21 protein-coding genes are annotated in these 21,117 nt (G+C 71.2%); 14 read left to right on the top strand and 7 right to left on the bottom strand.

Features of this window, described 5'->3' with window-relative positions:
* A partial coding sequence (locus tag KUM49_RS13705; protein ID WP_217237068.1) for an SLATT domain-containing protein occupies positions 1-237 on the bottom strand: 237 nt, incomplete at its 3' end.
* A gap of 244 nt (positions 238-481) precedes the next feature.
* On the opposite strand from KUM49_RS13705, the gene KUM49_RS13700 reads away from it, so the two are divergent.
* The 6 genes from KUM49_RS13700 to KUM49_RS13675 all read left to right on the top strand — a co-directional run bounded on the left by KUM49_RS13700 (position 482) and on the right by KUM49_RS13675 (position 3,909).
* Positions 482-826, top strand: a complete 345-nt coding sequence (locus tag KUM49_RS13700) for a YbaB/EbfC family nucleoid-associated protein (protein ID WP_217237067.1) — start codon at positions 482-484, stop codon at positions 824-826.
* Positions 827-929: 103 nt separating this feature from the next.
* On the top strand, positions 930-1,529 hold the full coding sequence (gene recR / locus KUM49_RS13695) for a recombination mediator RecR (RefSeq protein WP_007383602.1): 600 nt from the start codon (positions 930-932) through the stop codon (positions 1,527-1,529).
* Positions 1,522-2,187, top strand: coding sequence for a DUF5063 domain-containing protein (locus tag KUM49_RS13690; protein WP_217237066.1), 666 nt, complete (start codon positions 1,522-1,524; stop codon positions 2,185-2,187). The genes recR and KUM49_RS13690 overlap by 8 nt, the downstream gene beginning before the upstream one ends.
* Positions 2,188-2,283: 96 nt before the next feature.
* Positions 2,284-2,469, top strand: a complete 186-nt coding sequence (locus KUM49_RS48270) for a hypothetical protein (RefSeq protein WP_254401165.1) — start codon at positions 2,284-2,286, stop codon at positions 2,467-2,469.
* 593 nt (positions 2,470-3,062) lie between these two features.
* On the top strand, positions 3,063-3,248 hold the full coding sequence (locus KUM49_RS13680; RefSeq protein ID WP_217237065.1) for a hypothetical protein: 186 nt from the start codon (positions 3,063-3,065) through the stop codon (positions 3,246-3,248).
* 160 nt (positions 3,249-3,408) lie between these two features.
* Positions 3,409-3,909 carry an SgcJ/EcaC family oxidoreductase gene (locus KUM49_RS13675; RefSeq protein ID WP_217237064.1) on the top strand — a complete coding sequence of 167 codons (501 nt, stop codon included), beginning with the start codon at positions 3,409-3,411 and terminating at the stop codon, positions 3,907-3,909.
* A 60-nt stretch (positions 3,910-3,969) separates the two neighbouring features.
* On the opposite strand, the gene KUM49_RS13670 is transcribed toward KUM49_RS13675, so the two are convergent.
* Together KUM49_RS13670 and KUM49_RS13665 are read right to left on the bottom strand one after the other, a co-directional pair.
* On the bottom strand, positions 3,970-5,319 hold the full coding sequence (locus KUM49_RS13670) for a HAMP domain-containing sensor histidine kinase (RefSeq protein WP_217237063.1): 1,350 nt from the start codon (positions 5,317-5,319) through the stop codon (positions 3,970-3,972).
* Positions 5,316-6,029, bottom strand: a complete 714-nt coding sequence (locus KUM49_RS13665; protein ID WP_217237062.1) for a response regulator transcription factor — start codon at positions 6,027-6,029, stop codon at positions 5,316-5,318. Before KUM49_RS13665 ends, KUM49_RS13670 begins: the two co-directional genes overlap by 4 nt.
* A 213-nt stretch (positions 6,030-6,242) precedes the next feature.
* Between KUM49_RS13665 and KUM49_RS13660 the strand changes: the two genes are divergently transcribed.
* The 4 genes from KUM49_RS13660 to KUM49_RS13645 all read left to right on the top strand — a co-directional run bounded on the left by KUM49_RS13660 (position 6,243) and on the right by KUM49_RS13645 (position 10,857).
* On the top strand, positions 6,243-7,523 hold the full coding sequence (locus KUM49_RS13660) for an aspartate kinase (RefSeq protein ID WP_217237061.1): 1,281 nt from the start codon (positions 6,243-6,245) through the stop codon (positions 7,521-7,523).
* Complete coding sequence (locus tag KUM49_RS13655) at positions 7,523-8,593, top strand: aspartate-semialdehyde dehydrogenase (protein WP_217237060.1); 1,071 nt, start codon at positions 7,523-7,525, stop codon at positions 8,591-8,593. The genes KUM49_RS13660 and KUM49_RS13655 overlap by 1 nt, the downstream gene beginning before the upstream one ends.
* Before the next feature lie 522 nt (positions 8,594-9,115).
* Positions 9,116-9,691, top strand: coding sequence for a SigE family RNA polymerase sigma factor (locus KUM49_RS13650; RefSeq protein WP_217237059.1), 576 nt, complete (start codon positions 9,116-9,118; stop codon positions 9,689-9,691).
* A gap of 119 nt (positions 9,692-9,810) precedes the next feature.
* Positions 9,811-10,857 carry a hypothetical protein gene (locus KUM49_RS13645; RefSeq protein WP_217237085.1) on the top strand — a complete coding sequence of 349 codons (1,047 nt, stop codon included), beginning with the start codon at positions 9,811-9,813 and terminating at the stop codon, positions 10,855-10,857.
* Positions 10,858-10,881: 24 nt separating this feature from the next.
* Here the strand turns inward: KUM49_RS13645 and KUM49_RS13640 are convergent, their stop codons facing one another.
* The gene (locus KUM49_RS13640) at positions 10,882-11,679 is read right to left on the bottom strand and encodes an SURF1 family protein (RefSeq protein ID WP_217237058.1); all 798 of its coding nucleotides are present in this window, start codon (positions 11,677-11,679) and stop codon (positions 10,882-10,884) included.
* 44 nt (positions 11,680-11,723) lie between these two features.
* On the bottom strand, positions 11,724-12,098 hold the full coding sequence (locus tag KUM49_RS13635) for a nuclear transport factor 2 family protein (protein WP_217237057.1): 375 nt from the start codon (positions 12,096-12,098) through the stop codon (positions 11,724-11,726).
* Positions 12,099-12,264: 166 nt separating this feature from the next.
* Between KUM49_RS13635 and KUM49_RS13630 the strand changes: the two genes are divergently transcribed.
* Positions 12,265-14,082, top strand: a complete 1,818-nt coding sequence (locus KUM49_RS13630; RefSeq protein WP_217237056.1) for a prolyl oligopeptidase family serine peptidase — start codon at positions 12,265-12,267, stop codon at positions 14,080-14,082.
* Between the two features lie 139 nt (positions 14,083-14,221).
* Here KUM49_RS13630 and KUM49_RS13625 read toward each other — a convergent pair whose 3' ends face one another.
* Positions 14,222-16,159: an NAD-binding protein gene (locus tag KUM49_RS13625; protein ID WP_217237084.1), complete on the bottom strand. Its 1,938-nt coding sequence runs from the start codon at positions 16,157-16,159 to the stop codon at positions 14,222-14,224.
* Between the two features lie 200 nt (positions 16,160-16,359).
* Here KUM49_RS13625 and KUM49_RS13620 point away from each other — a divergent pair, with 200 nt between their 5' ends.
* Both KUM49_RS13620 and KUM49_RS13615 read left to right on the top strand, forming a co-directional pair.
* A complete protein-coding gene (locus tag KUM49_RS13620; protein WP_308406621.1) occupies positions 16,360-17,379 on the top strand; it encodes a permease in 1,020 nt (339 codons plus the stop codon).
* Positions 17,376-18,146: a TIGR03943 family protein gene (locus tag KUM49_RS13615; RefSeq protein ID WP_217237054.1), complete on the top strand. Its 771-nt coding sequence runs from the start codon at positions 17,376-17,378 to the stop codon at positions 18,144-18,146. Before KUM49_RS13620 ends, KUM49_RS13615 begins: the two co-directional genes overlap by 4 nt.
* A 19-nt stretch (positions 18,147-18,165) precedes the next feature.
* Here the strand turns inward: KUM49_RS13615 and KUM49_RS13610 are convergent, their stop codons facing one another.
* Positions 18,166-19,563, bottom strand: coding sequence for a serine/threonine-protein kinase (locus KUM49_RS13610; RefSeq protein ID WP_217237053.1), 1,398 nt, complete (start codon positions 19,561-19,563; stop codon positions 18,166-18,168).
* A 330-nt stretch (positions 19,564-19,893) separates the two neighbouring features.
* Between KUM49_RS13610 and KUM49_RS13605 the strand changes: the two genes are divergently transcribed.
* Complete coding sequence (locus KUM49_RS13605; RefSeq protein WP_217237052.1) at positions 19,894-21,117, top strand: amidohydrolase family protein; 1,224 nt, start codon at positions 19,894-19,896, stop codon at positions 21,115-21,117.

Below are 21,117 nucleotides of genomic sequence, written 5' to 3'. Positions count from 1 at the left end.
CGCCCGCAGCCCCTGCGCCCCCCGCCGCTTCCACACCCGGTCCGCGAGATACCAGGCCGTCGTCTCCAGCGCCCCGCGCTCCACCCACCGGTACAGCTCGTCCAGGCGTACGGCGGGCTCGCCCCAGTCCCCGAGCGGAAACACCCGCCCCGTCAGATCGCCCGGCCGCAGCCCGGCCGCCCCCTCGCCCCGCCCGTCCTGAGGTGGACCCTCGGGCTGCATCTCCGGCTGACCCACCCGGCACTCCCTACCTGATCCCGACCGATCACGTTGCGTGACGCCTGTTGCTGCTGCGTCGGCCCCCTTCCTACCGCCCAATGGGTGGCTAAGGCGTAGCTTTGGTCTCTTTTCCGCCCGGAAGAGTCTCTTGATCAGGTATAGGATTCGCGGCCCACTCACTCGAAAGAGTGCTGGGGCGATGCCTGCGCCGAGCACGTAGGCTCGTGCTGACGGGAACTCCGTACGGACCAAGGAGCTGATCGTGATCCCCGGTGGTGGCCAGCCCAACATGCAGCAGTTGCTGCAGCAGGCCCAGAAGATGCAGCAGGACCTGGCGAACGCGCAGGAGGAACTGGCCAGGACCGAGGTCGACGGTCAGGCGGGCGGCGGCCTGGTGCGGGCCACCGTCACCGGCGCCGGCGAACTCCGCGCGCTGAAGATCGACCCGAAGGCGGTGGATCCGGACGACACCGAGACCCTCGCCGACCTGATCGTGGCGGCCGTACAGGCGGCCAACGAGAACGCGCAGACGCTCCAGCAGCAGAAGCTCGGTCCGCTGGCCCAGGGCCTCGGCGGCGGCAGCGGCATCCCGGGCCTGCCGTTCTAGTCCCCTCACCTCGCACCATTCCAGTGCCCGGCCCGCCTTACTAAGACGGGCACCGGGCAACTACCGTACGTACAGAAGGAACCCAGGAAGGACGGGCAGTCCGTTGTACGAAGGCGTGGTCCAGGACCTCATCGACGAATTGGGGCGGTTGCCCGGCGTCGGTCCCAAGAGCGCGCAGCGGATCGCCTTCCACATCCTGCAGGCGGAACCGACCGACGTACGGCGTCTCGCGCAGTGCCTGATGGAGGTCAAGGCGAAGGTCCGCTTCTGCGCGACCTGCGGCAACGTCGCGCAGGAGGAGCTGTGCAACATCTGCCGCGACCCCCGCCGCGACCTGTCCGTCATCTGCGTGGTCGAGGAACCGAAGGACGTCGTGGCGATCGAGCGCACGCGCGAGTTCCGCGGCAAGTACCACGTGCTCGGCGGGGCGATCAGCCCGATCGAGGGCGTCGGCCCCGACGACCTGCGGATAAGGGAACTGCTCGCGAGACTGGCCGACGGGACCGTCACGGAGCTCATCCTCGCCACGGACCCGAATCTCGAGGGCGAGGCGACGGCCACGTATCTCGCCCGCATGATCAAGCCCATGGGCCTCAAGGTCACCCGCCTGGCCAGCGGCCTCCCGGTGGGCGGCGACCTGGAATACGCGGACGAGGTGACCCTCGGCCGCGCCTTCGAGGGGAGACGACTCCTAGATGTCTGACGCCACGCTGCACGAACGCAGCCAGAATCCCGATGACTTCGCGGTCCAGATCGCGGACCAGATCGAGAGCTTCCTGGTGGCCGTCACCGAGGTGGCCAGGGGCGACGAGCCGGACTCGGCGGTCCCCTTCCTCCTCCTGGAGGTCTCCCAGCTCCTGCTGGCCGGCGGCCGCCTCGGCGCGCACGAGGACATCGTCCCCGACGAGCGCTACGAGCCCGATCTGGGCCCCGAGGGTGACGTGGACGACCTCCGCGAGAATCTGGCCCGGCTCCTCGACCCGATCGACATCTACTCCGAGGTCTTCGACCCCTACGAGCCCCGCAAGGCGCCCGTTCCGGCCCGGATCTCCGACGACCTCGCCGGCGTCATGACCGACCTGCGCCACGGCATGGCCCACTACCGCGCCGGCCGCACCTCGGAGGCGATGTGGTGGTGGCAGTTCTCCTACTTCTCCAACTGGGGCTCCACGGCGTCGGCGAGCCTGCGCGCACTCCAGTCGGTGGTCGCCCACGTCCGCCTGAACCAGCCCCTGGAGGAGCTCGACGGACTCGACACGGACCAGGAAATCGGCGACGAGACCCTGGAGTTCGAGGCGGGCCGGGTGATGGCGAAGGAGATCGGTGGCCCGCTGGGCCTGCACCAGGCCGAAGCCAAATAACTCCGGAGAACTCCTTCCTGACAACTCCGGCTCATCGGCCGGAAGCGCCCGTCCAACTCCCTGCGCCCCGGCCGCCACGAGCGCCATGATGGCCCCATGACGGGGCAGGCGAAGGCGTCGATGTGGACGGGGACCGGCCTCTGTGCCGGGGGAGCGGCGGGGCTTGTGGGGCTGGCGCTCACCGTCTACGCCCTCTTCTCGGGCGGTGGCGGCACGTCGTCGGTCACCGCCGGCGGTGCGCGGTCCGTCGAAACGCGGGCGGGAGCGTCAACGTGGCGGTGACGGTGACGGGCGACCGTACCGCGGTGCCGGCGCCACCCGCGCAGCCCCCCGCCCCCGCCGCTGCCCCCGCTCCGCCCGCTCCCCGAGCTGGGAACGTGACCGCCTCCGGCGATCGGTCGATCTCCGCGGGAGGTGACATCGGCTCCGTCGACCGGCGACGGGCGATGAGTTCGTCGTCGGCGGATGCGTCCGGGGACCGGTAGATCGGCCCCCGCAGGTCGTCCTCCCGCCTGATCCCCTGGGCGCGGCCCCCACAACATCCCCGCCCGCCTGGGCTTCGTAGGCCGTTGCCACGAACTCGCGCTGCTCGACGAGGTGTTGAGCGCCGCGCGCGGTGTGATGGTCCAGGCGCTTCGCGGGCTCGGCGGCATCGGGAAGTCCGCGCCGGCCGCGCACTGAGCGGATCAGCGGGCCCGGCAGTACTACAACGGGGTGTGGTGGATCGGTGCCGAGAGGCGGGCCGACGTAGGTGTAGCCCGCTCCACCACGAGTCCGGGAGAGCACTCCCTCGTGGCGGTCGCCGGAGAGCGGAATCGTGGAGGGCACAAGGTCAACCGGCCCGCAACGGCCCTCACACCCCAAGGGAAAACGCCATGAAGTCGCTGCTCTCCTCCAAGCCCGCCCTGTGGTTCCTGTTCCTGTTCAACCTCGCCGTCGCCGTGGCCGCGCCGTTCGTCGTGGACGGGTCGCAGGGTGTCATGACCGCCGTCGGGATGGGTGTGGTGTCCCTGGGAGCCGGTGTGAGCCTGCTGCGCGGACGGCAGGCCGCAGCCGCCTGAACCGTGACCGGGCGCTCACAGAACGTGAATTGGGTCCTTCCTGGCTGTGCCCTGTATCTCGCCTGTACGGGGCCTAACCAGCGAAAAGAGAGTCTGGAGTCACTCCACACCGCACAGCACGCGGAGGGAGGAAGACCCGCCTCGATCGCAGGAGACAACGATGACCCGTCGTTCCATGTCCAAGCGCGCAGCCATCGTGACCGCCACCGCCGTCGTCGCCGTCGGCACGGTCGCCGCCGGTGTCAGCCTGGCCGGCCAGGACTCCCCGAAGAACGCGAGCGAGAAGCAGATCGCCTCGCTCTTCGACACCTGGAACGCCGCCCTGCAGACCGGTGACTCGGAGAAGGTCGCCGACCTGTACGCCAAGGACGCGGTCCTCCTGCCCACCGTCTCCAACCAGGTCCGCACGGACCGCGCCGAGATCGTCGACTACTTCGACCACTTCCTGGAGAACAAGCCGGTCGGCAAGAAGACCGAGACGATCGTCAACGTCCTCGACGCCGACTCCGCGATCGACACCGGCGTGTACGAGTTCACGCTCACCGATCCCGACACCGGCAAGAAGCGCGTGGTCGAGGCCCGCTACACGTACGCGTTCGAGAAGATCGACGGCGAGTGGCTGATCGCCAACCACCACTCCTCGGCGATGCCCGAGGGCTGATCCCGAGAGCAGGTCCCGAGGGCGGATCCCCGAGGCGCCGCCTGAAGGCCCCGCGGCCGGTCAGCCGCCCGCGCGCAGGCGGATCTCCACGCACAGGCCGCCGCCGGGAGCGTCCCGGAGCGTCACGGTCCCGCCGTCGTCCGTCACCAGCTGCTTGACGACGGCGAGGCCAAGACCGGAGCCGGACCGGCCGGTCAGGCCCTGGCCGCGCCAGAAGCGGTCGAAGGCGCGGGACTTCTCCGGATCCGACATGCCGGGACCCTCGTCGAGAACCGACAACACCACTTCGTCGCCCCGTGTCTCCATCCGTACGGTGATCGTGCCGCCGTCGGGTGACACCTCCAGGGCGTTCGAGAGCACGTTGTCCAGCACCTGGTCCAGGTGACCGGGGCTGGTCAGCACCAGCAGCCGGCCGTCGGCACTCCCCCCGAGCGCGACGGTGACTCCGCGCTCGTCGGCGGCCGGCCTCCACACCGCCAGCCGGTCGTTCACGATGTCCGACAGGGACAGCGGCTCCGCGGCCGTCACCTTCGCCTCGGCCCGTGCCAGCACCAGCAGTCCGTTGACCAGCCGGCTCATGCGGACCACCTCGGCGGTGGCCTGCTCCACGTCCTCCCGTACGAACTCGTCGTCCACGCCGTCGGCGATGTTGTCCAGCGACAGCCGCAACGCCGTGAGGGGCGTACGGAGTTGGTGGGAGGCGTCGGCCACGAAGATGCGCTGCGAGGCGATCAGGGTGTCCAGGCGTTCTCCCGCCTGGTTCAGGGTGCGGGCCAGGGTCTGCGTCTCGGTCGGACCCGTCACCGCGGAACGCGCGGTCAGGTCGCCGTCGCTGAACCTGCTCGCCATGGCGTTGAGTTCGCGCAGGGGCGCGGTGATGCGGCGGGCGGCGACAGCGCCGATCGCGGCCGCCGCGGCCAGCACGAGCACGGCCAGGCCGGCCCTGAAGCCCCAGATCTGCCAGAGCCTGCCGGTCATGTCCGAGGTCGAGTACACGATCCGTACGGCGCCGCCCCGGTCGGAGGCCCGGGCGGGGACCGTGACCACCAGGTCCTTGCCCCAGATGAAGTCGGCGCCCCAGTCGGGCTCGGGCTTCTCGCCCTTCAGGGCCCGGGCCAGGGCCTCGTCGTTCTCGGGCCGGGGCAGCTTCGGTACGCAGCCGTTGGTGGGGGTCGCCTCGACCTTGCCGGGCGTCTCGGCGCGGTACGCCTCGGCCATCTGCTCAAGGGCGTCGCACGAGGTCCGGTCGCCGTTGCCCAGCAGCAGCGCCATGGTCTTGGCCTCGCGGAGGACCGACACCCCGGTGTCGTCGCGCAGTTGCTTGGTGAGCGTGAAGGCGACCGGCACGGTGAAGAGGAAGATCGCGACCGCGACGAGAAGGATGTAGCTGCGGATGAGCTGGCGGTTCATGAGGCGCCGCTGTCCTTCGTGCCGTCACCGCTCTCGCCGTCGTCCTTGACGATCTCCAGGCGGAACCCGACCCCCCGCACCGCCTCGATCGTGATCGCGCCCTTCAGCTTCCGCCGCAACGCCGCCACGTGCACGTCCAGGGTCTTCGTCGGGCCGAACCAGTTCGCGTCCCAGACCGCCTCCATGATCTGCTCGCGCGACATCAGCGCGCCCGGCTCCTCGGTGAGGAAGGCCAGCAGGTCGTACTCCTTGGGCGCGAGGGCGACCTCCTCGCCGTCCAGGCGGACGCGGGCGGCCTTGCGGTCGACGGCCAGGCGGGTGCCGTAGCGGTCGGGGCCGGCCGCGGCGGCCTCACGTGGCTGCACGCGCCGCATGACCGCCCTTATCCGCGCGATGACCTCCCGCACGCCGAAGGGCTTGGACACGTAGTCGTCGGCGCCGAGCTCCAGGCCGACCACCCGGTCCGTCTCGTCACTGCGTGCGCTGATCACGATGATCGGCACGCCGCCGCGCTCTCTGAGGGCCCTGCAGACGTCGAGGCCGTCGGTGTCGGGCAGGCCGAGATCGAGGAGGACGACGTCGTAGGGCTCGGGGTGGGCCAGGGCGGCGGCGCCCGTGGCGACCCAGTCGACCTCGAAGCCGTAGCGGGTCAGGCCGCGGCGCAGGGACTGGGCGACCGGTTCATCGTCTTCGACGAGAAGTACGTGCACAGGCCGAACCCTAGTGCTTGAGACTTCACTGACCGGCAGGACCTGTGACGCTTGGCACTTTTCCGAAGGCCCTCAGGTGGGCATGCGCTGACCTGGGCGCCCGAGTCTCACGATGCGATACCTCAGAGGCGAAATTCGGGCGCTCGATAGACTGAGCCGACCGCAGTACATATGCGTATGTGCGGATAGAGACTGACTGAGCGAGGAGCGCACGTGGGCCTTGTCGTGCAGAAGTACGGAGGCTCCTCCGTAGCCGATGCCGAGGGCATCAAGCGCGTCGCCAAGCGAATCGTGGAAGCGAAGAAGAACGGCCACCAGGTGGTCGTGGTCGTTTCCGCGATGGGCGACACGACGGACGAGCTGATCGATCTCGCCGAGCAGGTATCCCCGATGCCGGCCGGGCGTGAGTTCGACATGCTGCTGACCGCCGGAGAGCGGATCTCCATGGCGCTGCTGGCCATGGCGATCAAAAACCTGGGTCACGAGGCGCAGAGCTTCACCGGCAGCCAGGCAGGCGTCATCACCGACTCGGTCCACAACAAAGCGCGGATCATCGACGTCACGCCCGGCCGGATCCGGACGGCTCTGGACGAGGGCAACATCGCCATCGTCGCCGGGTTCCAGGGCGTCAGCCAGGACAAGAAGGACATCACCACGCTGGGACGCGGCGGGTCCGACACCACGGCCGTGGCGCTCGCCGCCGCCCTCGACGCCGAGGTGTGCGAGATCTACACCGACGTCGACGGTGTGTTCACCGCCGACCCACGGGTGGTGAAGAAGGCGAAGAAGATCGACTGGATCTCCTCCGAGGACATGCTGGAGCTCGCCGCCTCCGGCTCCAAGGTGCTGCTGCACCGCTGTGTGGAGTACGCACGCCGTTACAACATCCCGATCCACGTCCGCTCGTCCTTCTCCGGACTGCCGGGCACCTGGGTCAGCAACGAGAAGCCCGAGTCACAAGGGGACCAGCAGGTGGAGCACGCCATCATCTCCGGAGTCGCCCATGACGTCTCCGAAGCCAAGATCACGGTTGTCGGCGTCCCGGACAAGCCGGGCGAGGCCGCGGTGATCTTCCGCGCCGTCGCGGACGCCGAGATCAACATCGACATGATCGTGCAGAACGTGTCCGCGGCCTCCACCGGTCTGACGGACATCTCCTTCACCCTCCCCAAGACCGAGGGCCGCAAGGCCATCGACGCCCTGGAGAAGGCGAAGGGCTCGATCGGTTTCGAGTCGCTGCGCTACGACGACCAGATCGGCAAGATCTCGCTCGTCGGCGCCGGAATGAAGACCAACCCGGGCGTCACCGCCTCCTTCTTCCAGGCGCTGTCCGACGCGGGCGTGAACATCGAGCTGATCTCGACCTCCGAGATCCGCATCTCGGTCGTCACCCGCCAGGACGACGTGAACGGGGCCGTCCGCGCCGTGCACTCCGCCTTCGGGCTCGACTCCGACAGCGACGAGGCCGTCGTCTACGGGGGCACTGGCCGCTGATGACCGTGGGTGCCGGGCGAACCGGCAGGCCGACGCTCGCGGTCGTGGGTGCGACCGGAGCCGTCGGCACGGTCATGCTCCAGATCCTGTCCCAGCACGCGGACATCTGGGGCGAGATCCGTCTGATCGCCTCACCGCGTTCGGCCGGCCGCAAGCTGGCCGTGCGCGGTGAGCAGATCGAGGTGCTGGCCCTGTCGGAGGAGGCCTTCGACGGGATCGACGTCGCCATGTTCGACGTACCCGACGAGGTGTCCGCCCAGTGGGCGCCGGTCGCCGCCGCCAAGGGCGCGGTGGTGGTGGACAACTCGGGCGCCTTCCGGATGGACCCGCACGTGCCCCTGGTCGTGCCCGAGGTCAATCCGCACGCGGCCCGCGTCAGGCCGCGGAACATCATCGCCAACCCCAACTGCACGACCCTCTCCATGATCGTGGCGCTGGGCGCGCTGCACGCCGAGTTCGGACTGCGCGAGCTGGTCGTCTCCTCCTACCAGGCGGTGAGCGGGGCCGGGCGCGCCGGTGTCGAGACGCTGCGCCAGCAGCTGTCCCTGGTCGCCGGTACGGAACTGGGGACCAGCCCCGGTGACGTGCGGCGGGCGGTCGGCGACAACACCGGGCCGTTCCCGGAGCCGGTCGCGCTGAACGTCGTGCCGTGGGCCGGATCCCTGCGCGAGGACGGCTGGTCGTCCGAAGAGATGAAGGTGCGCGACGAGTCGCGCAAGATCCTCGGACTGCCCCGGCTGCCCGTCGCGGTGACCTGTGTCCGGGTGCCGGTCGTCACCACGCACTCGCTGACCGTCCACGCCCGCTTCGAGGACGAGGTCACCGTCCGCAAGGCGCGCGAGATCCTCGCCACAGCGCCCGGCGTCGTCCTGTTCGACAACCCGGAGGCGGGGGAGTTCCCCACGCCGGCCGATGTCGTGGGCACCGATCCGACCTGGGTCGGACGGGTGCGGCGGGCGCTGGACGACCCGACGGCGCTCGAACTCTTCGTCTGCGGGGACAACCTGCGCAAGGGGTCCGCGCTCAACACCGCGCAGATCGCCGAGCTGGTGGCGGCGGAGTTGCGGTGACGTCCCAGGTCGCGGGGCCGGTGTGACGTTTCGGCGGCCTCGTACGCTTCATGCCGTGTGTGACGTGTGTTGAAGCAAGGGGTTACCGCCGGAAAAGTCCTCGCAGAAACCGCGTACATTTGTAGGATCTGTATGAGAAATGTGAGCCGGCCGTTGGTCCGGACCACTTGAACCGAGCCGCCTCGGCATCCGAAGATTTGGCTCCCCGTCCTCCGCAACCGCGCGGAGGGCGGGGAGCGTCTTTGCGAACGCCCTTCGGGGGTGCGGGGACGCATGACGGGGCGTGGGGACGCCCTGGCCATTCAGGACACAGGGGAAGAGCGGGTTGGGCATGAGCGCGTTTGACGCACGGTCAGTTGTACTGCCTGGCAGAAGACGGTCGGTCGCGTACAACCATGACGGGGGGAAGCGTGTCCAACTGGCGTGGCAGAGGTTCTCGACTTCAGAGCGGCGACGCGCGGCACGGCCCTTCGGCCGCCCCGCCCGTCCCTACGACCCCGCATGGCCGGTACGCCCGGTGGCATGCCGGTGATCGCCCCCATGCCCGCAGCGCGGCCCGCCCGCATCCCCGGACAGCGTGACGGCGCCGAAGAAGTCGTGGCCGCCGGCACGACCGTCGACCATCTCACCGAGACCTACCGGGCGCACTACCGCTCGCTGCTGGGTCTCGCCGCCCTCCTCCTCGACGACACCGCCTCCTGCGAGGACGTCGTCCAGGAGGCCTTCATCCGCGTCCACTCCGCGCGCAAACGCGTCCGTGACCCGGAAAAGACCCTCGCGTACCTGCGTCAGACGGTCGTCAACCTCTCCCGCTCGGCCCTGCGCCGCCGCATCCTCGGCCTCAAGCTGCTCTCCAAGCCGATGCCGGACATGGCGAGCGCCGAGGAGGGTGCGTACGACCAGCTGGAGCGCGACTCCCTGATCAAGGCGATGAAGGGCCTGCAGCGCCGCCAGCGCGAGGTCCTGGTCCTGCGCTACTTCGCGGACATGACCGAGGCGCAGGTCGCCGAGACCCTCGGGGTATCGCTGGGTTCCGTCAAGGCGTACGGCTCGCGCGGCATCGCCGCTCTGCGGGTCGCCATGGAGGCCCCGGCATGACCGGAGACAACGACGGACGACGTCATCTGCACGTCCCCCACGAGCCCTATGAATGGCGCGAGCCGACACAGTCGTCGGACGAGCAGGCGCCGAAGCAATCGCACGCTGGGAACGGAACTGTGAACCACGGCCCCGACGATCAGAGCTCGCCCGGGCTCGACTCGGACGAGCTGGCACTGCGCAGCCTGCTGCACCAGGCGGTGCAGGAGATCGAGCCGAGCGACGGCACGCTGGACCATCTGCGCAAGGCGGTACCCGCCCGGCGGGCGCGCAAGCGGCAGGCCGTCGTCGGCATGGCGGCCGCCGCCCTCTTCATCGGCACCGCCATCCCGGCCCTCGTGCACGTCTCGAACTCCGCCGGCGCCGACGCCGACCCGTCCATGGCAGGGCATTACTCCCAGACGCAGGGCGGCGCCGGCGAGGGCAAGGGCCCCGACGGCGGCGAGAGCACCTCCGGCGGCTCCGCCGGCAAGACCGAGGACCAGGGCAAGGGCGAGCAGAAGGAAGAGGACAAGGGCAAGAGCACCGGCAGCAGCACCGGGGCCGGCAGCAGCGCCGACCCCTCCGCCACCAGTGCGGCGGGCGTCCCCGTCTGTACGGCCGCCGAGCTCGGCTCGACCACTCAGAGCGTCGACGCCCCCGACTCGGTCGGCGCGGTCTACGGCACCTTCCGCATCACCAACACCTCCGCCATCAGCTGTTCCGTCAACGGACCCGGCTCGGTCACGCCGACCCCGCAGGGCGCGGCGGACGCCGCCAAGATCACCACGGCCCGGCACGTCGCCGGGGACGCGGCGGCCTCGCTGCCCGACCCGGCCCTGGAAGTGGCCTCGCTGGTGCTGAAGCCGGGCGGTACCTATGACGTCAAGTTCGCCTGGGTGCCCTCGGAGACCTGCCCTACGACCGGCGACACCACGGGCGGCGACACGGGCAACCCGACGACCGACCCCACGCCCACGGACGAACCCTCCGCCGACGGCGGCACCGGCACGACCACGGGCGGAGACACCGGTACCTCGACCCAGCTCCTCACCGAGGACGGCACGGCCGACGGCAGCGTGATCGTCACGAACACCGCGGAGGGCGGGGCGCCGTCGATCTCGGCGCTGGTGTCCAACGCGTGCGCGGGGACCGTGTACTGGACGGGCGTGCTGGCGGGGGCCTGAGGGCGCCGCGCGTCGGTGCCGGTCTCAGACCGTCACCCGGCCCGCTTCCTCTTCCCGGTCCTCGTCCGGCAGCAGCCCCAGTTCCGCGTCCCTCAGGAACTCGATCTCCCGCCGCAGCAGCCGGAACCACATGAACACCACGAACCCGGCGAACACGAACCACTCACCGGTGTACCCGAGGTTCTGGAACGCCTTCAGGTCCAGTCCCGTGTCCGGCGGTGCCGCCGCCGGCACCGCGGTCATGCCCGAGTCCGCCTCGGCGAGCGTGACCCACGCGTCGTACACGTCGTACGGCACGAGGTTCACCAGCGACGCCGCGCTGATCGCCGCGGTCTGCCCGGCCGGCAGCCCGCCCTGCGCACTGACGCCGTTGCTGCCCGGCGACTCGGACGCCTGGAGGGCACCGGTCACGGTGACCTCACCGGTGGGCGCGGCCGGGGCCTTCGCCGGGTCGGGGGTGCCGGGCAGCCAGCCCCGGACGACGGGCAGGGCCTTGCCGCCGTCGGTGCGCAGCAGCGTCAGGACGTAGAAGCCCTCCTTGCCGTCCAGTTCGCGGTCCGGGACGAGGAGCTGGCGGTCGTACCTGCCGGTCGCGGTGACCGGCTTGCCGGAGGTCACCTTGTTCACGGGGAGCAGCTCGGCCAGCGGCCGGGCGCTCTCCCGCTCGCCTGACCCCGCCTCGGCGCTCGCGGCCTGATGGTCCTGCATCCGGTCCTCGAAGCGGCTCAGCTGCCACGACCCCATGAAGATGCAGAAGGGGATGGCGAGCAGCACGAAGACGTTGATCCCCCACCAACGGGGCGTCAGCAGAAACCGGTACACGCCATCAAAGGTACGGGGCTCCGGCGGGGGCCGGCCCTCGGGGGTCAGTACCGCTCGACGAGGTGTTCCCGGCCGGCCGGTGGCTCGTACGGCTCCGGCCAGAAGTCGGTGACGGCGGATATCCGGCCGCTCTCGTCCGCCGTGAAGAACGAGATGCCGTGCATCTCCTCCGCTCCCACCGTGACGTGGACCCAGGTCACCACCTGTTCCGGCTCGGCGACGATCCGCTCGACGCGCAGGTGCCAGTCGCCCGGATACTCCCGGTTGAACCGGACGTACTTCTCCCGTCCGCTGATCCGCTCGCGCGTCTGCGGCAGCGTGTACACCACGTCCTCGGCCAGCGTGTCCGCGAACGTGTCCCAGTCCCGGGCCTCGGCGGAGGCCCAGAAGTTCTCGACTGTCCTGCGCAGATCGGTCATGCCGGAGAGTCTGCACCCCGCCACTGACAACGGACCGGGAGCGCCGAGGGAGGCCGGTGCGGCGGGGAGAGGGGGCGGGCGGAGGGGTGGGCGGTGCGGCGCAAGTTATCCACAGGCTGGGGACCCTGGTCGGCGCGTTGTCGGCCGGTGCGGGCAGTATGGGGCCATGACTGAGAGCAACGGGTCCGCCGCGGCCGAGCGCAACGAGGAGATGCCGGACTGGGAGAAGCGCTTCCGGGCGCCCCGGGTGTCGCTGCCGGACTGGGCGGAGGACGCACCGGACCGCTCCCTGTTCGTGTCGAACGCGACGGGGACGTACGAGTTGTACGCCTGGGACCGCACGACGGGCGGGCAACGCCAGGTGACCGACCGGCCGAACGGCACGACGGACGGTGTGCTCTCCCCGGACGGCACCTGGGTGTGGTGGTTCGACGACAAGGACGGCGACGAGTTCGGCGTCTGGCGCCGCCAGCCCTTCGAGGGCGGGGAGGACGAGCTCGCCACGCCCGGGCTGGAGGCGTCGTACCCTGCGGGCCTGGCGCTCGGACGGGACGGCCGGACCGCGGTCGTGGGCCGGTCGACCGACGAGGACGGTACGACCATCCATGTCGCCCGCACCGGCGAGGCCCCGGTGGAGATCTACCGCCACCGCGAGTCGGCGGGCGTCGGCGACCTCTCCCACGACGGCTCGCTGATCGCGATCGAGCACACCGAGCACGGCGACGCGATGCACTCGGCCCTGCGCGTCCTGCGCCCCGACGGCACACCGGTCGCCGAGCTCGACGACACCAAGGGCGGCACCGAGGAACTGGGCCTCGAGGTGCTCGGCTTCGCGCCGGTGGAGGGGGACACCCGGCTGCTCATCGGGCATCAGCGGCGCGGACGCTGGGAGCCCCTGGTGTGGGACGTGGCGACCGGCGTGGAGAGCGACCTCGCCCTGGAGCTGCCCGGCGACGTGAGCGCCGAGTGGTACCCGGACGGCACCGGGCTGCTCATCGCGCACAGCTTCGAGGCCCGCAGCGAACTCTTCCGCTACGACCCGGCGACCCGCGACCTGGTCAGGGTCCCGACCCCGGCCGGCACGGTCTCCGGGGCGACGGCCCGCCCCGACGGCAGCGTGGAGTACCTCTGGTCCTCGGCCGCCGAGCCCTCGACCGTCCGCTCGACGACCGGCAAGGTCGTCCTCGACCCGCCCGGCATGAAGTCCCCGGGGTCCGTCCCCGTGCAGGACGTGTGGGTGGAGGGTCCGGGCGGCCGCATCCACGCCCTGGTCCAGAAGCCGGCGGGCGCGACCGGCCCGCTCCCCACCGTCTTCGACATCCACGGCGGCCCGACCTGGCACGACAGCGACTCCTTCGCCGCGGGCCCGGCGGCATGGGTGGACCACGGGTACGCGGTGGTCCGCGTCAACTACCGCGGCTCCACCGGCTACGGCCGCGCCTGGACCGACGCACTCAAACACCGGGTCGGCCTCATCGAGCTGGAGGACATCGCGGCGGTCCGCGAATGGGCGATCACCTCCGGCCTCGCCGACCCCTCCCGCCTCATCCTCACCGGCGGCTCCTGGGGCGGCTACCTCACCCTCCTCGGCCTCGGCACCCAGCCCGGCGCGTGGTCCCTCGGCATCGCGGCGGTCCCGGTCGCCGACTACGTCACGGCCTACCACGACGAGATGGAAGCCCTGAAGGCCCTGGACCGCACCCTGCTGGGCGGCACCCCGGAAGAGGTCCCGGAACGCTTCGAGGCCTCCTCACCCCTCACGTACGTGGACCAGGTCAAGGCCCCGGTCTACATCTCCGCCGGCGTCAACGACCCCCGCTGCCCGATCCGCCAGATCGACAACTACGTGAAACGCCTGGAGGCGAGGGGTGCGATCCACGAGGTCTACCGCTACGACGCGGGCCACGGCTCCCTCGTCGTCGACGAACGGATCAAGCAGGTCCGACTGGAACTGGACTTCGCTGCGAGGCATGTGACCGTGTGACCGGGGGCGGCCGACCCCGTCGGCCTGCGGACCGTCGTGCCTCCCTGGCGGCACGGGCGGGCGGCACGGGCGGGCGCAGGCGGCACCCCGTAGCGCCGGGCTGCGCGAACCCTCGCGCAGCCCGAGCGGCGGGTGCCGGCTACGCCCCCGCCCGCTCCCGTTGTGCCCGCCTGCCCAGCAACTCCGCCAGCCCTCGACGGGTCGCCGCCAACACCACCCGGTCCGACGCCCGCAGGACGTACGTGTCGGGCAGGTCCCACACCAGCCCGGACGACGCCCCCGACGACCGCACGTCCTCATAGGCCTCCTCCGCGGCCGGCTCCTCCCGCTCACCGGAGGCCGCCGTGTCCAGTGCGAGCACCCGCCACGCCCCCGCCCGAAACGCCTCCCCGACCGTCTTGCCCTCCAACTGCGGATGCCCGCCCACCTCCACGGCGGCGAACAGCAACACCCGCCGCTCGACCGGGATCGCCCCCAGGATCTGCCGCCCCATCATCGCCCCGGCGAACGCGGGCGCCGCCAGATGCGACACACTCCGGCTCCGCGTGGACGCCCCCGGGTGCGCGGCCCGCAGGGTGCGGTACACGGCGGTCGCGAAGTCGTCGTCGTACAGCCGCAGGACGACCCGCAGGTCGGGCCGTACGGACCGCGCGTACAGCACGGCCTCCAGGTTGGTGGTGTCCGCGCTGGTCACCGCGAGCAGCGCGTTCGCGCGGTGGATCTTGGCGGCCTCCAGGACGCCCTCCTGGGTGACGTCACCGAGCACGACCGGCACTCGCAGCCGCCGCGCCGTGGCGAGTCCGCGTGCGTCGGGGTCGGACTCGACGCACACCACGGGAATGTGCAGTTCGCGTAACCGGGTCAGCACGCGCGTCCCGACCTTGCCGAGGCCGAGCAGCACGACGTGTCCGCCGAGCCCCCGCGGCGGTTTGCGCAGCGCGGACGCGCTCCGGAAGGTGCCCAGCGCTTCGAGCACCGCCGCGAGCAGCACCGGCAGGAGCAGCAACCCGACCAGACCGGAGAGGAGTTGGAGGACCTGGCGGCCGGTGGACGCGCCGACCGCGGGGTCGTTGATGGCGAAGAGGTCGAGCAGGGTCAGGTAGGTCGCGTGCAGCGGATGGTCGCCGGTGACCAGGGTCAGCGCGACCGCGAGCGCGACCACGGCCCCCACCAGCCCGGCCAGCGACCACCGCAGCCGCCGTGAGAACAGCGAGGCGAACGGCGGCACGATCCCGCGCCCGGCGGGCAGCGCGGGCCCGGAGTACGACACCTGTTCCAGTACGACGGTTCCGCGCCCGGCGGCGGCCCGTACCGTCGCCGCGTCGGGCAGCAGCAGCGGCCCCTGCTCGCCGCTCTCGGGACCGTGCGGGTCGCCGGCCGGGCCGCTGTTCGAGTCGATGGGCGTCGCGGACAGCAGCGCGAGCGTGGCCAGCCCCGGGTCGGCCGTCTCGCCGGGCCTCGGTACCGGACGCTCCACCGCGCGCAGCATCAGCCCGTCGGTCTGTACGACCTTGCTGGTGCCGACGACGGCGCTCGCGGCCAGCGCGGGCGCGGCCGTGTCGGCGTCGGACATGACCGTCGTGGAGGCGTCGAAGACCGCGGCGGGTCCGGTCGTGCCGCCGGTCGCCAACGCGGCGGCCTGGTCGAGGAGTTCTTCGATGTGCTGTCCCAACCGCCGGTTGTACAGCCGCAGGACGAGCCGCAGGGTGGGATGGAGGCGCCGAGCGGTGAGGGCGGCGCGGATGTTGGTCTCGTCGTCGTCGTACACGAGGGCGAGTGCGGCGGCCCGCTCCACGCCGGCCTCGGCGAGCACGGCCTCGGTCGCCTCGGCGGCCTCCACGAGCACCGGATCGAGTCCCGGGGAGTCCGGGGGCGGAGCGCCGGCGCCCCCGGCCCGGTTGACGGCCGCGTTCACCACCCGGTCCAGCAGTGCCGAGGCCGCGCGGGCCCGACCGACGACCGGCGGCCGTACGGAGCGCTCGGCAGGCGGCACGACGAGGGTGACCTGCTCGCCGTACACCCCGCGCAGTTCGGCGGCCAGCCGGTGCGCGAGCCCGTCGTCGCCGCACACCACCATGTGCGCGGCGGTGGTGCCACCGGGCGGACTCTGATTCGGAACGCTCCCCACGAGGGGCAAGACTGCCTCACTGGTACGGGTGGTTGCACGGCCGGGTCCGGACCGAGGGGGACATGATCCCGCGCGGAGTTGAACGGCGGGGGCAGAATCCTCGTACAGGAGTAAAGGGATCGACCCCGAAGCCCGGAGGTACCTCGCCCGTGGCCATCACCAAAGCCGCTGAGCGGCGGACGGGCGACGCCCCGATCCCTTCGCCGCCCGGCAGAGACGAGTGGCGGCTCAACTCCCAGCTCGCCCTCACCCTGTTGCTCGTCGTGATGGTGCTCGGCCAGGGGCCCGTGCGCCGGGCGCTCTCGGCACCCGTCATGCAGAGCTGGATGACCGTCTTCGTCGCCGTGATGGTGCAGGCACTGCCCTTCCTCGTGCTGGGTGTGCTGCTGTCGGCGGCGATCGCGGTGTTCGTGCCGGCGTCGTTCTTCGCGCGGGCGCTGCCCGGACGGCCCGCTCTGGCGGTGCCGGTGGCCGGGATGGCGGGGGCGGTGCTGCCGGGGTGCGAGTGTGCGTCCGTGCCCGTGGCGGGGGCGCTGGTACGACGGGGGGTCACGCCGGCCGCGGCGCTGGCGTTCCTGCTGTCCGCGCCGGCGATCAACCCGATCGTGCTGGCGGCCACGGCCGTCGCGTTCCCCAACGACCCCGAGATGGTGCTCGCCCGCTTCGTCGCGAGCCTGCTGGTGGCGTGCGCGATGGGCTGGCTGTGGCTCAGGCTCGGCCGTGCCGACTGGCTGCGCCCGCCCGCCCGGGAGGCGTACGAGGGTCAGGGCAGGGGCGCCGCGTTCTGGGGCTCGGTCCGGCACGACGTGATGCTCGCGGGCGGGTTCCTGGTGGTGGGGGCGATGGCCGCCGCGACGCTCAAGGCGGTGGTGCCGGAGCAGTGGCTGCGTCTGGCGGCCGAGCATCCGGTCGTGTCCGTGCTGGCGCTGGCGGTTCTCGCCGTACTGCTGTCGATCTGCTCGGAGGCGGACGCGTTCGTGGCGGCCTCGCTGACGCAGTTCTCGCTGACCGCGCGGCTGGCGTTCCTGGTCGTCGGGCCGATGATCGACCTGAAACTGTTCGCGATGCAGGCGGGGACGTTCGGGCGGGGCTTCGCCGTGCGGTTCGCGCCCGCGACCTTCGTCCTCGCCGTCGCGGTGTCGGTGCTGACCGGGGCGGTGCTGCTGTGAACCGGCAGGCGCAGGCGGCCGTGCTGTTCCTGCTCGGCGCGGCCCTGCTGCACGCCGGCTTCACCGACCTCTACCTGCGGTACGTCAAGGCCGGGCTGCGTCCGATGCTGCTGGCCTCCGGCGTCGTCCTGGTCGCGGCGGCGGTGGCGACGGTCTGGTACGAGTGGCGGGCGAAGAAGGAGAAGGAGGCGAAGAAGGACACGAGAGGCGAGCCGGCGGAGCCCGGGGAGGACGGCGCTCACGACGGGCACGGGGAACACCGTGAGCCCCGCGTTTCCTGGCTCCTCGTTCTTCCCCTCCTCGCCCTGATCCTCGTCGCCCCGCCCGCCCTCGGCTCGTACAGCGCCCTGCGCACCGGGACGGCCCTGCAACAGCCGCTCGGCTATGCCGCCCTGCCCGCCGACGGGCCGCTCCGTCTCAACCTCGTCGACTACGCGGGCCGGGCGGCCTACGGTCACGGCCGTTCGCTCGGCGACCGGCAGGTCAAGGTCACCGGGTTCGTGGCACTGGACGGTACCGGGACGCCGTACCTGGTCCGGATGGCCCTCAACTGCTGTGCCGCCGACGCCCAGCCGGTCAAGGTCGGCCTGACCGGCCGGATCCCGCCGGTGCTGCAACCGGACACGTGGCTGGAGGTCACCGGCACGTACACGGCCAAGCGGACCCGGGATCCGGTCAACGGCAGGCCGATCCCGTTCATCGAGGTCAGCGGTGCCGTTCCGGTCAAGGCGCCCAAGGATCCGTACGACGAGACCTGGAACAACTGACCGTCGGCCGAGGCGGTGGTCAGTCCTCCCCGTCCAGCTCCTCTTCCTCCTCGCCCTGGCCCTTTCCCTGACCGTCCTTGCCCTTCGTCCCGTCGTCCGTCGCGGTGGGGGCGGGGGTGAGGGCCGGGGGCGTCGAGGTGACGACGGGGACGGGCGAGGTGGGTGTGGGGGAAGGCTGGGGCGGGTCGGACAGGTTGGTTCCGGACGCCTGGGACGTGGCCGCCGCCGGGGCCGTGACGGAGCCGCCGCTGCCGCCGCTGCCGCCTGTGCCGTTCGCGCCGTCGCCGCTGCTCGTACTGCTCGTGCCGGTGGTGCCGGTCGGCGTACCGCTTCCGGGGCTCTCCGCCGAGCTGTTGTCCGGTGAGAACCAGAGCACACCGGCGAGCATCGCGGCCAGGAAGACCAGAACTCCGGCGGCCGTTGCCACCACCCTCGGCCGGTGGGCGGCCGGGCCCCGGGCGCCCGGCCGGGCCGCGCGTCCCGCCCCGCGGGACCGGGACGGCCGTACGGCGGCGGACGGCAGTGCGTACGTCGTCGCGGAAAGGGCGGGTGCCGGTGTGGGTGCGGGAGCGGGTGCGGGAACCGGTTCCGGCAACGGGGCCGACCGTCCCTGCCACGCCCCGCCGCCGAACCACTCGGCGATCTGCGGCGCGGTGGGACGGTCCTCGGGCCGCTTGGCGAGGAGTCCGAGGAGGAAGTTCTCGAAGGCGGGAGGCAGTTCCGGTCGGTCCTGCCGGGGCGACGGGGGAGCCGCGTCGAGGTGCTGGTGCAGGATCGCCACCGCGCTGTCGGCCTGGAACGGCGGACGCCCGGTGAGGAGTTGGTAGAGCAGACACCCGAGCGCGTACACGTCCGCGGCCGGACCGGCGGCCCGTCCCAGGGCGCGCTCGGGGGCGAGGTAGAGGCTGGTGCCGACGATCTGGCCGGTGGTGGTGAGCGCGCCGGACGGGTCGTCCACGAAGCGGGCGATGCCGAAGTCGCCGATCTTCAGGGTGCCGTCGGCGTCCAGCAGCAGGTTGGCGGGCTTGATGTCGCGGTGCACGATGCCCTGCTGGTGGGCGGCGGCGAGCCCGGCGGCGGCCTGGGCGGCGATCCGGGCCACCTGCTCGACGGGGAGCGGTCCGGCGGCGCTGAGCCGGCGGTCGAGGCTCTCGCCCTCGACCAGTTCCATCACCAGGAAGAGCCGGCCGTCGTACTCGCCGAAGTCGTAGACCGCCACCACGTACGGGTGGTTGAGCCGCCCGGCGGTCTGGGCCTCCAGGCGGAAGCGCGAGGTCGCCGTCGGGTCGGAGTCGTGGGGAAGGAGGAGCTTGACGGCCACCGTCCGGCCGAGCGTCTCGTCGAACGCCCGCCAGACCTCTCCCATCGCACCGCGTCCGATGGGGTCGTGCAGCCGGTACCGGCCCGCTATCAGCACCTGTGTTTCATCCTCATGCCGTAGAACGTCTCGACCGCCGCAGGACTCAACACACCTCGTTGGCGGGGGTGTTGGTGGGGGGTGCCGCAGCCGACCCAGCTTACCGGGGGACGGCAGCCCCGTTTCTCACCCACGGCCCGCCGGCCCTCGCACGGACGCACGATCACGGCGGTGTGTATTGCTGCCGTCGAAGCCTCCCCCTACGCTGAATCTGATGGGTCGTCAGATATCTGCGCCGGACAACCGCGCCGGACAGCGGAGCCGGACAACCGCGTCAGGTAACCGCGTCGGATCAACGCCGAGGAGTCGGCAGGCAGCAGGGGGCAAGCAGTGGTCAGTGTCAGTGTCGACAACAGCGGCGCCAGGGAACTGCCCAAGGTCATCAGCGTGGACGATCACGTGATCGAGCCAGCACATCTGTTCGAGACGTGGCTTCCGACGAAGTACCGGGACAGGGGGCCGAAGCCGCTCACCGCGGGCATCGGCGATCTCCAGTACGTCGGAGGGAAGTACCGGTTCACCACGGATCCGGACGGTCAGATCACCGACTGGTGGGAGTACGAGGGCGCCCTCTTCCCGTACAAGCGCATCATCGCGGCCGTCGGCTTCTCGCGGGACGAGATGACGCTCGACGGGATCACGCGGGAGCAGATGCGGCGGGGCTGCTGGGACCCGAAGGCCCGGCTGGAGGACATGGAGATGAACCATGTCGAGGCCTCGCTGTGCTTCCCGACGTTCCCGAGGTTCTGCGGGCAGACCTTCGCGGAGGCCAAGGACAAGGAGGTCGGGCTCGCCTGCGTGCGGGCGTACAACGACTGGATGGTCGAGGAGTGGTGCGGCGACAGCGGCGGCCGGCTCATCCCGCTGTGCCTGATCCCGCTGTGGGACATCGACCTGGCCGTCGCGGAGATCCGGCGCAACGCCGAACGGGGCGTACGGGCCGTGACGTTCAGCGAGATCCCGACGTATCTGGGGCTGCCGTCGATCCACTCCGGCTACTGGGACCCCTTCTTCGCGGCCTGCGAGGAGACCGGGACCGTGGTGAACATGCACATCGGGTCCTCGTCGCAGATGCCGGCGGCGTCCCCCGACGCGCCCCCGGCCGTCCAGGCCGCGCTGAGCTTCAACAACGCCATGGCGTCGATGATGGACTTCCTCTTCTCCGGCGTCCTGGTCAAGTTCCCACGACTGAAACTGGCGTACAGCGAGGGCCAGATGGGCTGGATCCCGTACGCCCTGGAGCGCGCCGACGACGTCTGGGAGGAGCACCGGGCGTGGGGCGGGGTCAAGGACCTGATCCCGGAGCCGCCGTCGACGTACTACTACCGGCAGATCTTCTGCTGCTTCTTCCGCGACCGGCACGGCATCGAGGCGATCAAGACGGTCGGCGAGGACAACGCGACCTTCGAGACGGACTACCCGCACGTCGACTCCACCTGGCCGCACACCAAGCAGGTCGCCGAGGAGCACGTGGCCGGCCTCTCCGACGAGGTCACGTACAAGCTGATGCGGGGCAACGCCATCCGGATGCTGGAACTGCCCTTCGACCGGTGA

Origin of the sequence: Streptomyces sp. AC555_RSS877 (genome assembly GCF_019049245.1) — a bacterium.
In the GTDB taxonomy this organism is placed as follows: Bacteria; Actinomycetota; Actinomycetes; order Streptomycetales; family Streptomycetaceae; genus Streptomyces.
The sequence above is the reverse complement of the archived record's forward strand: the minus strand, read 5'-3'. Positions and strand labels throughout refer to the sequence as shown.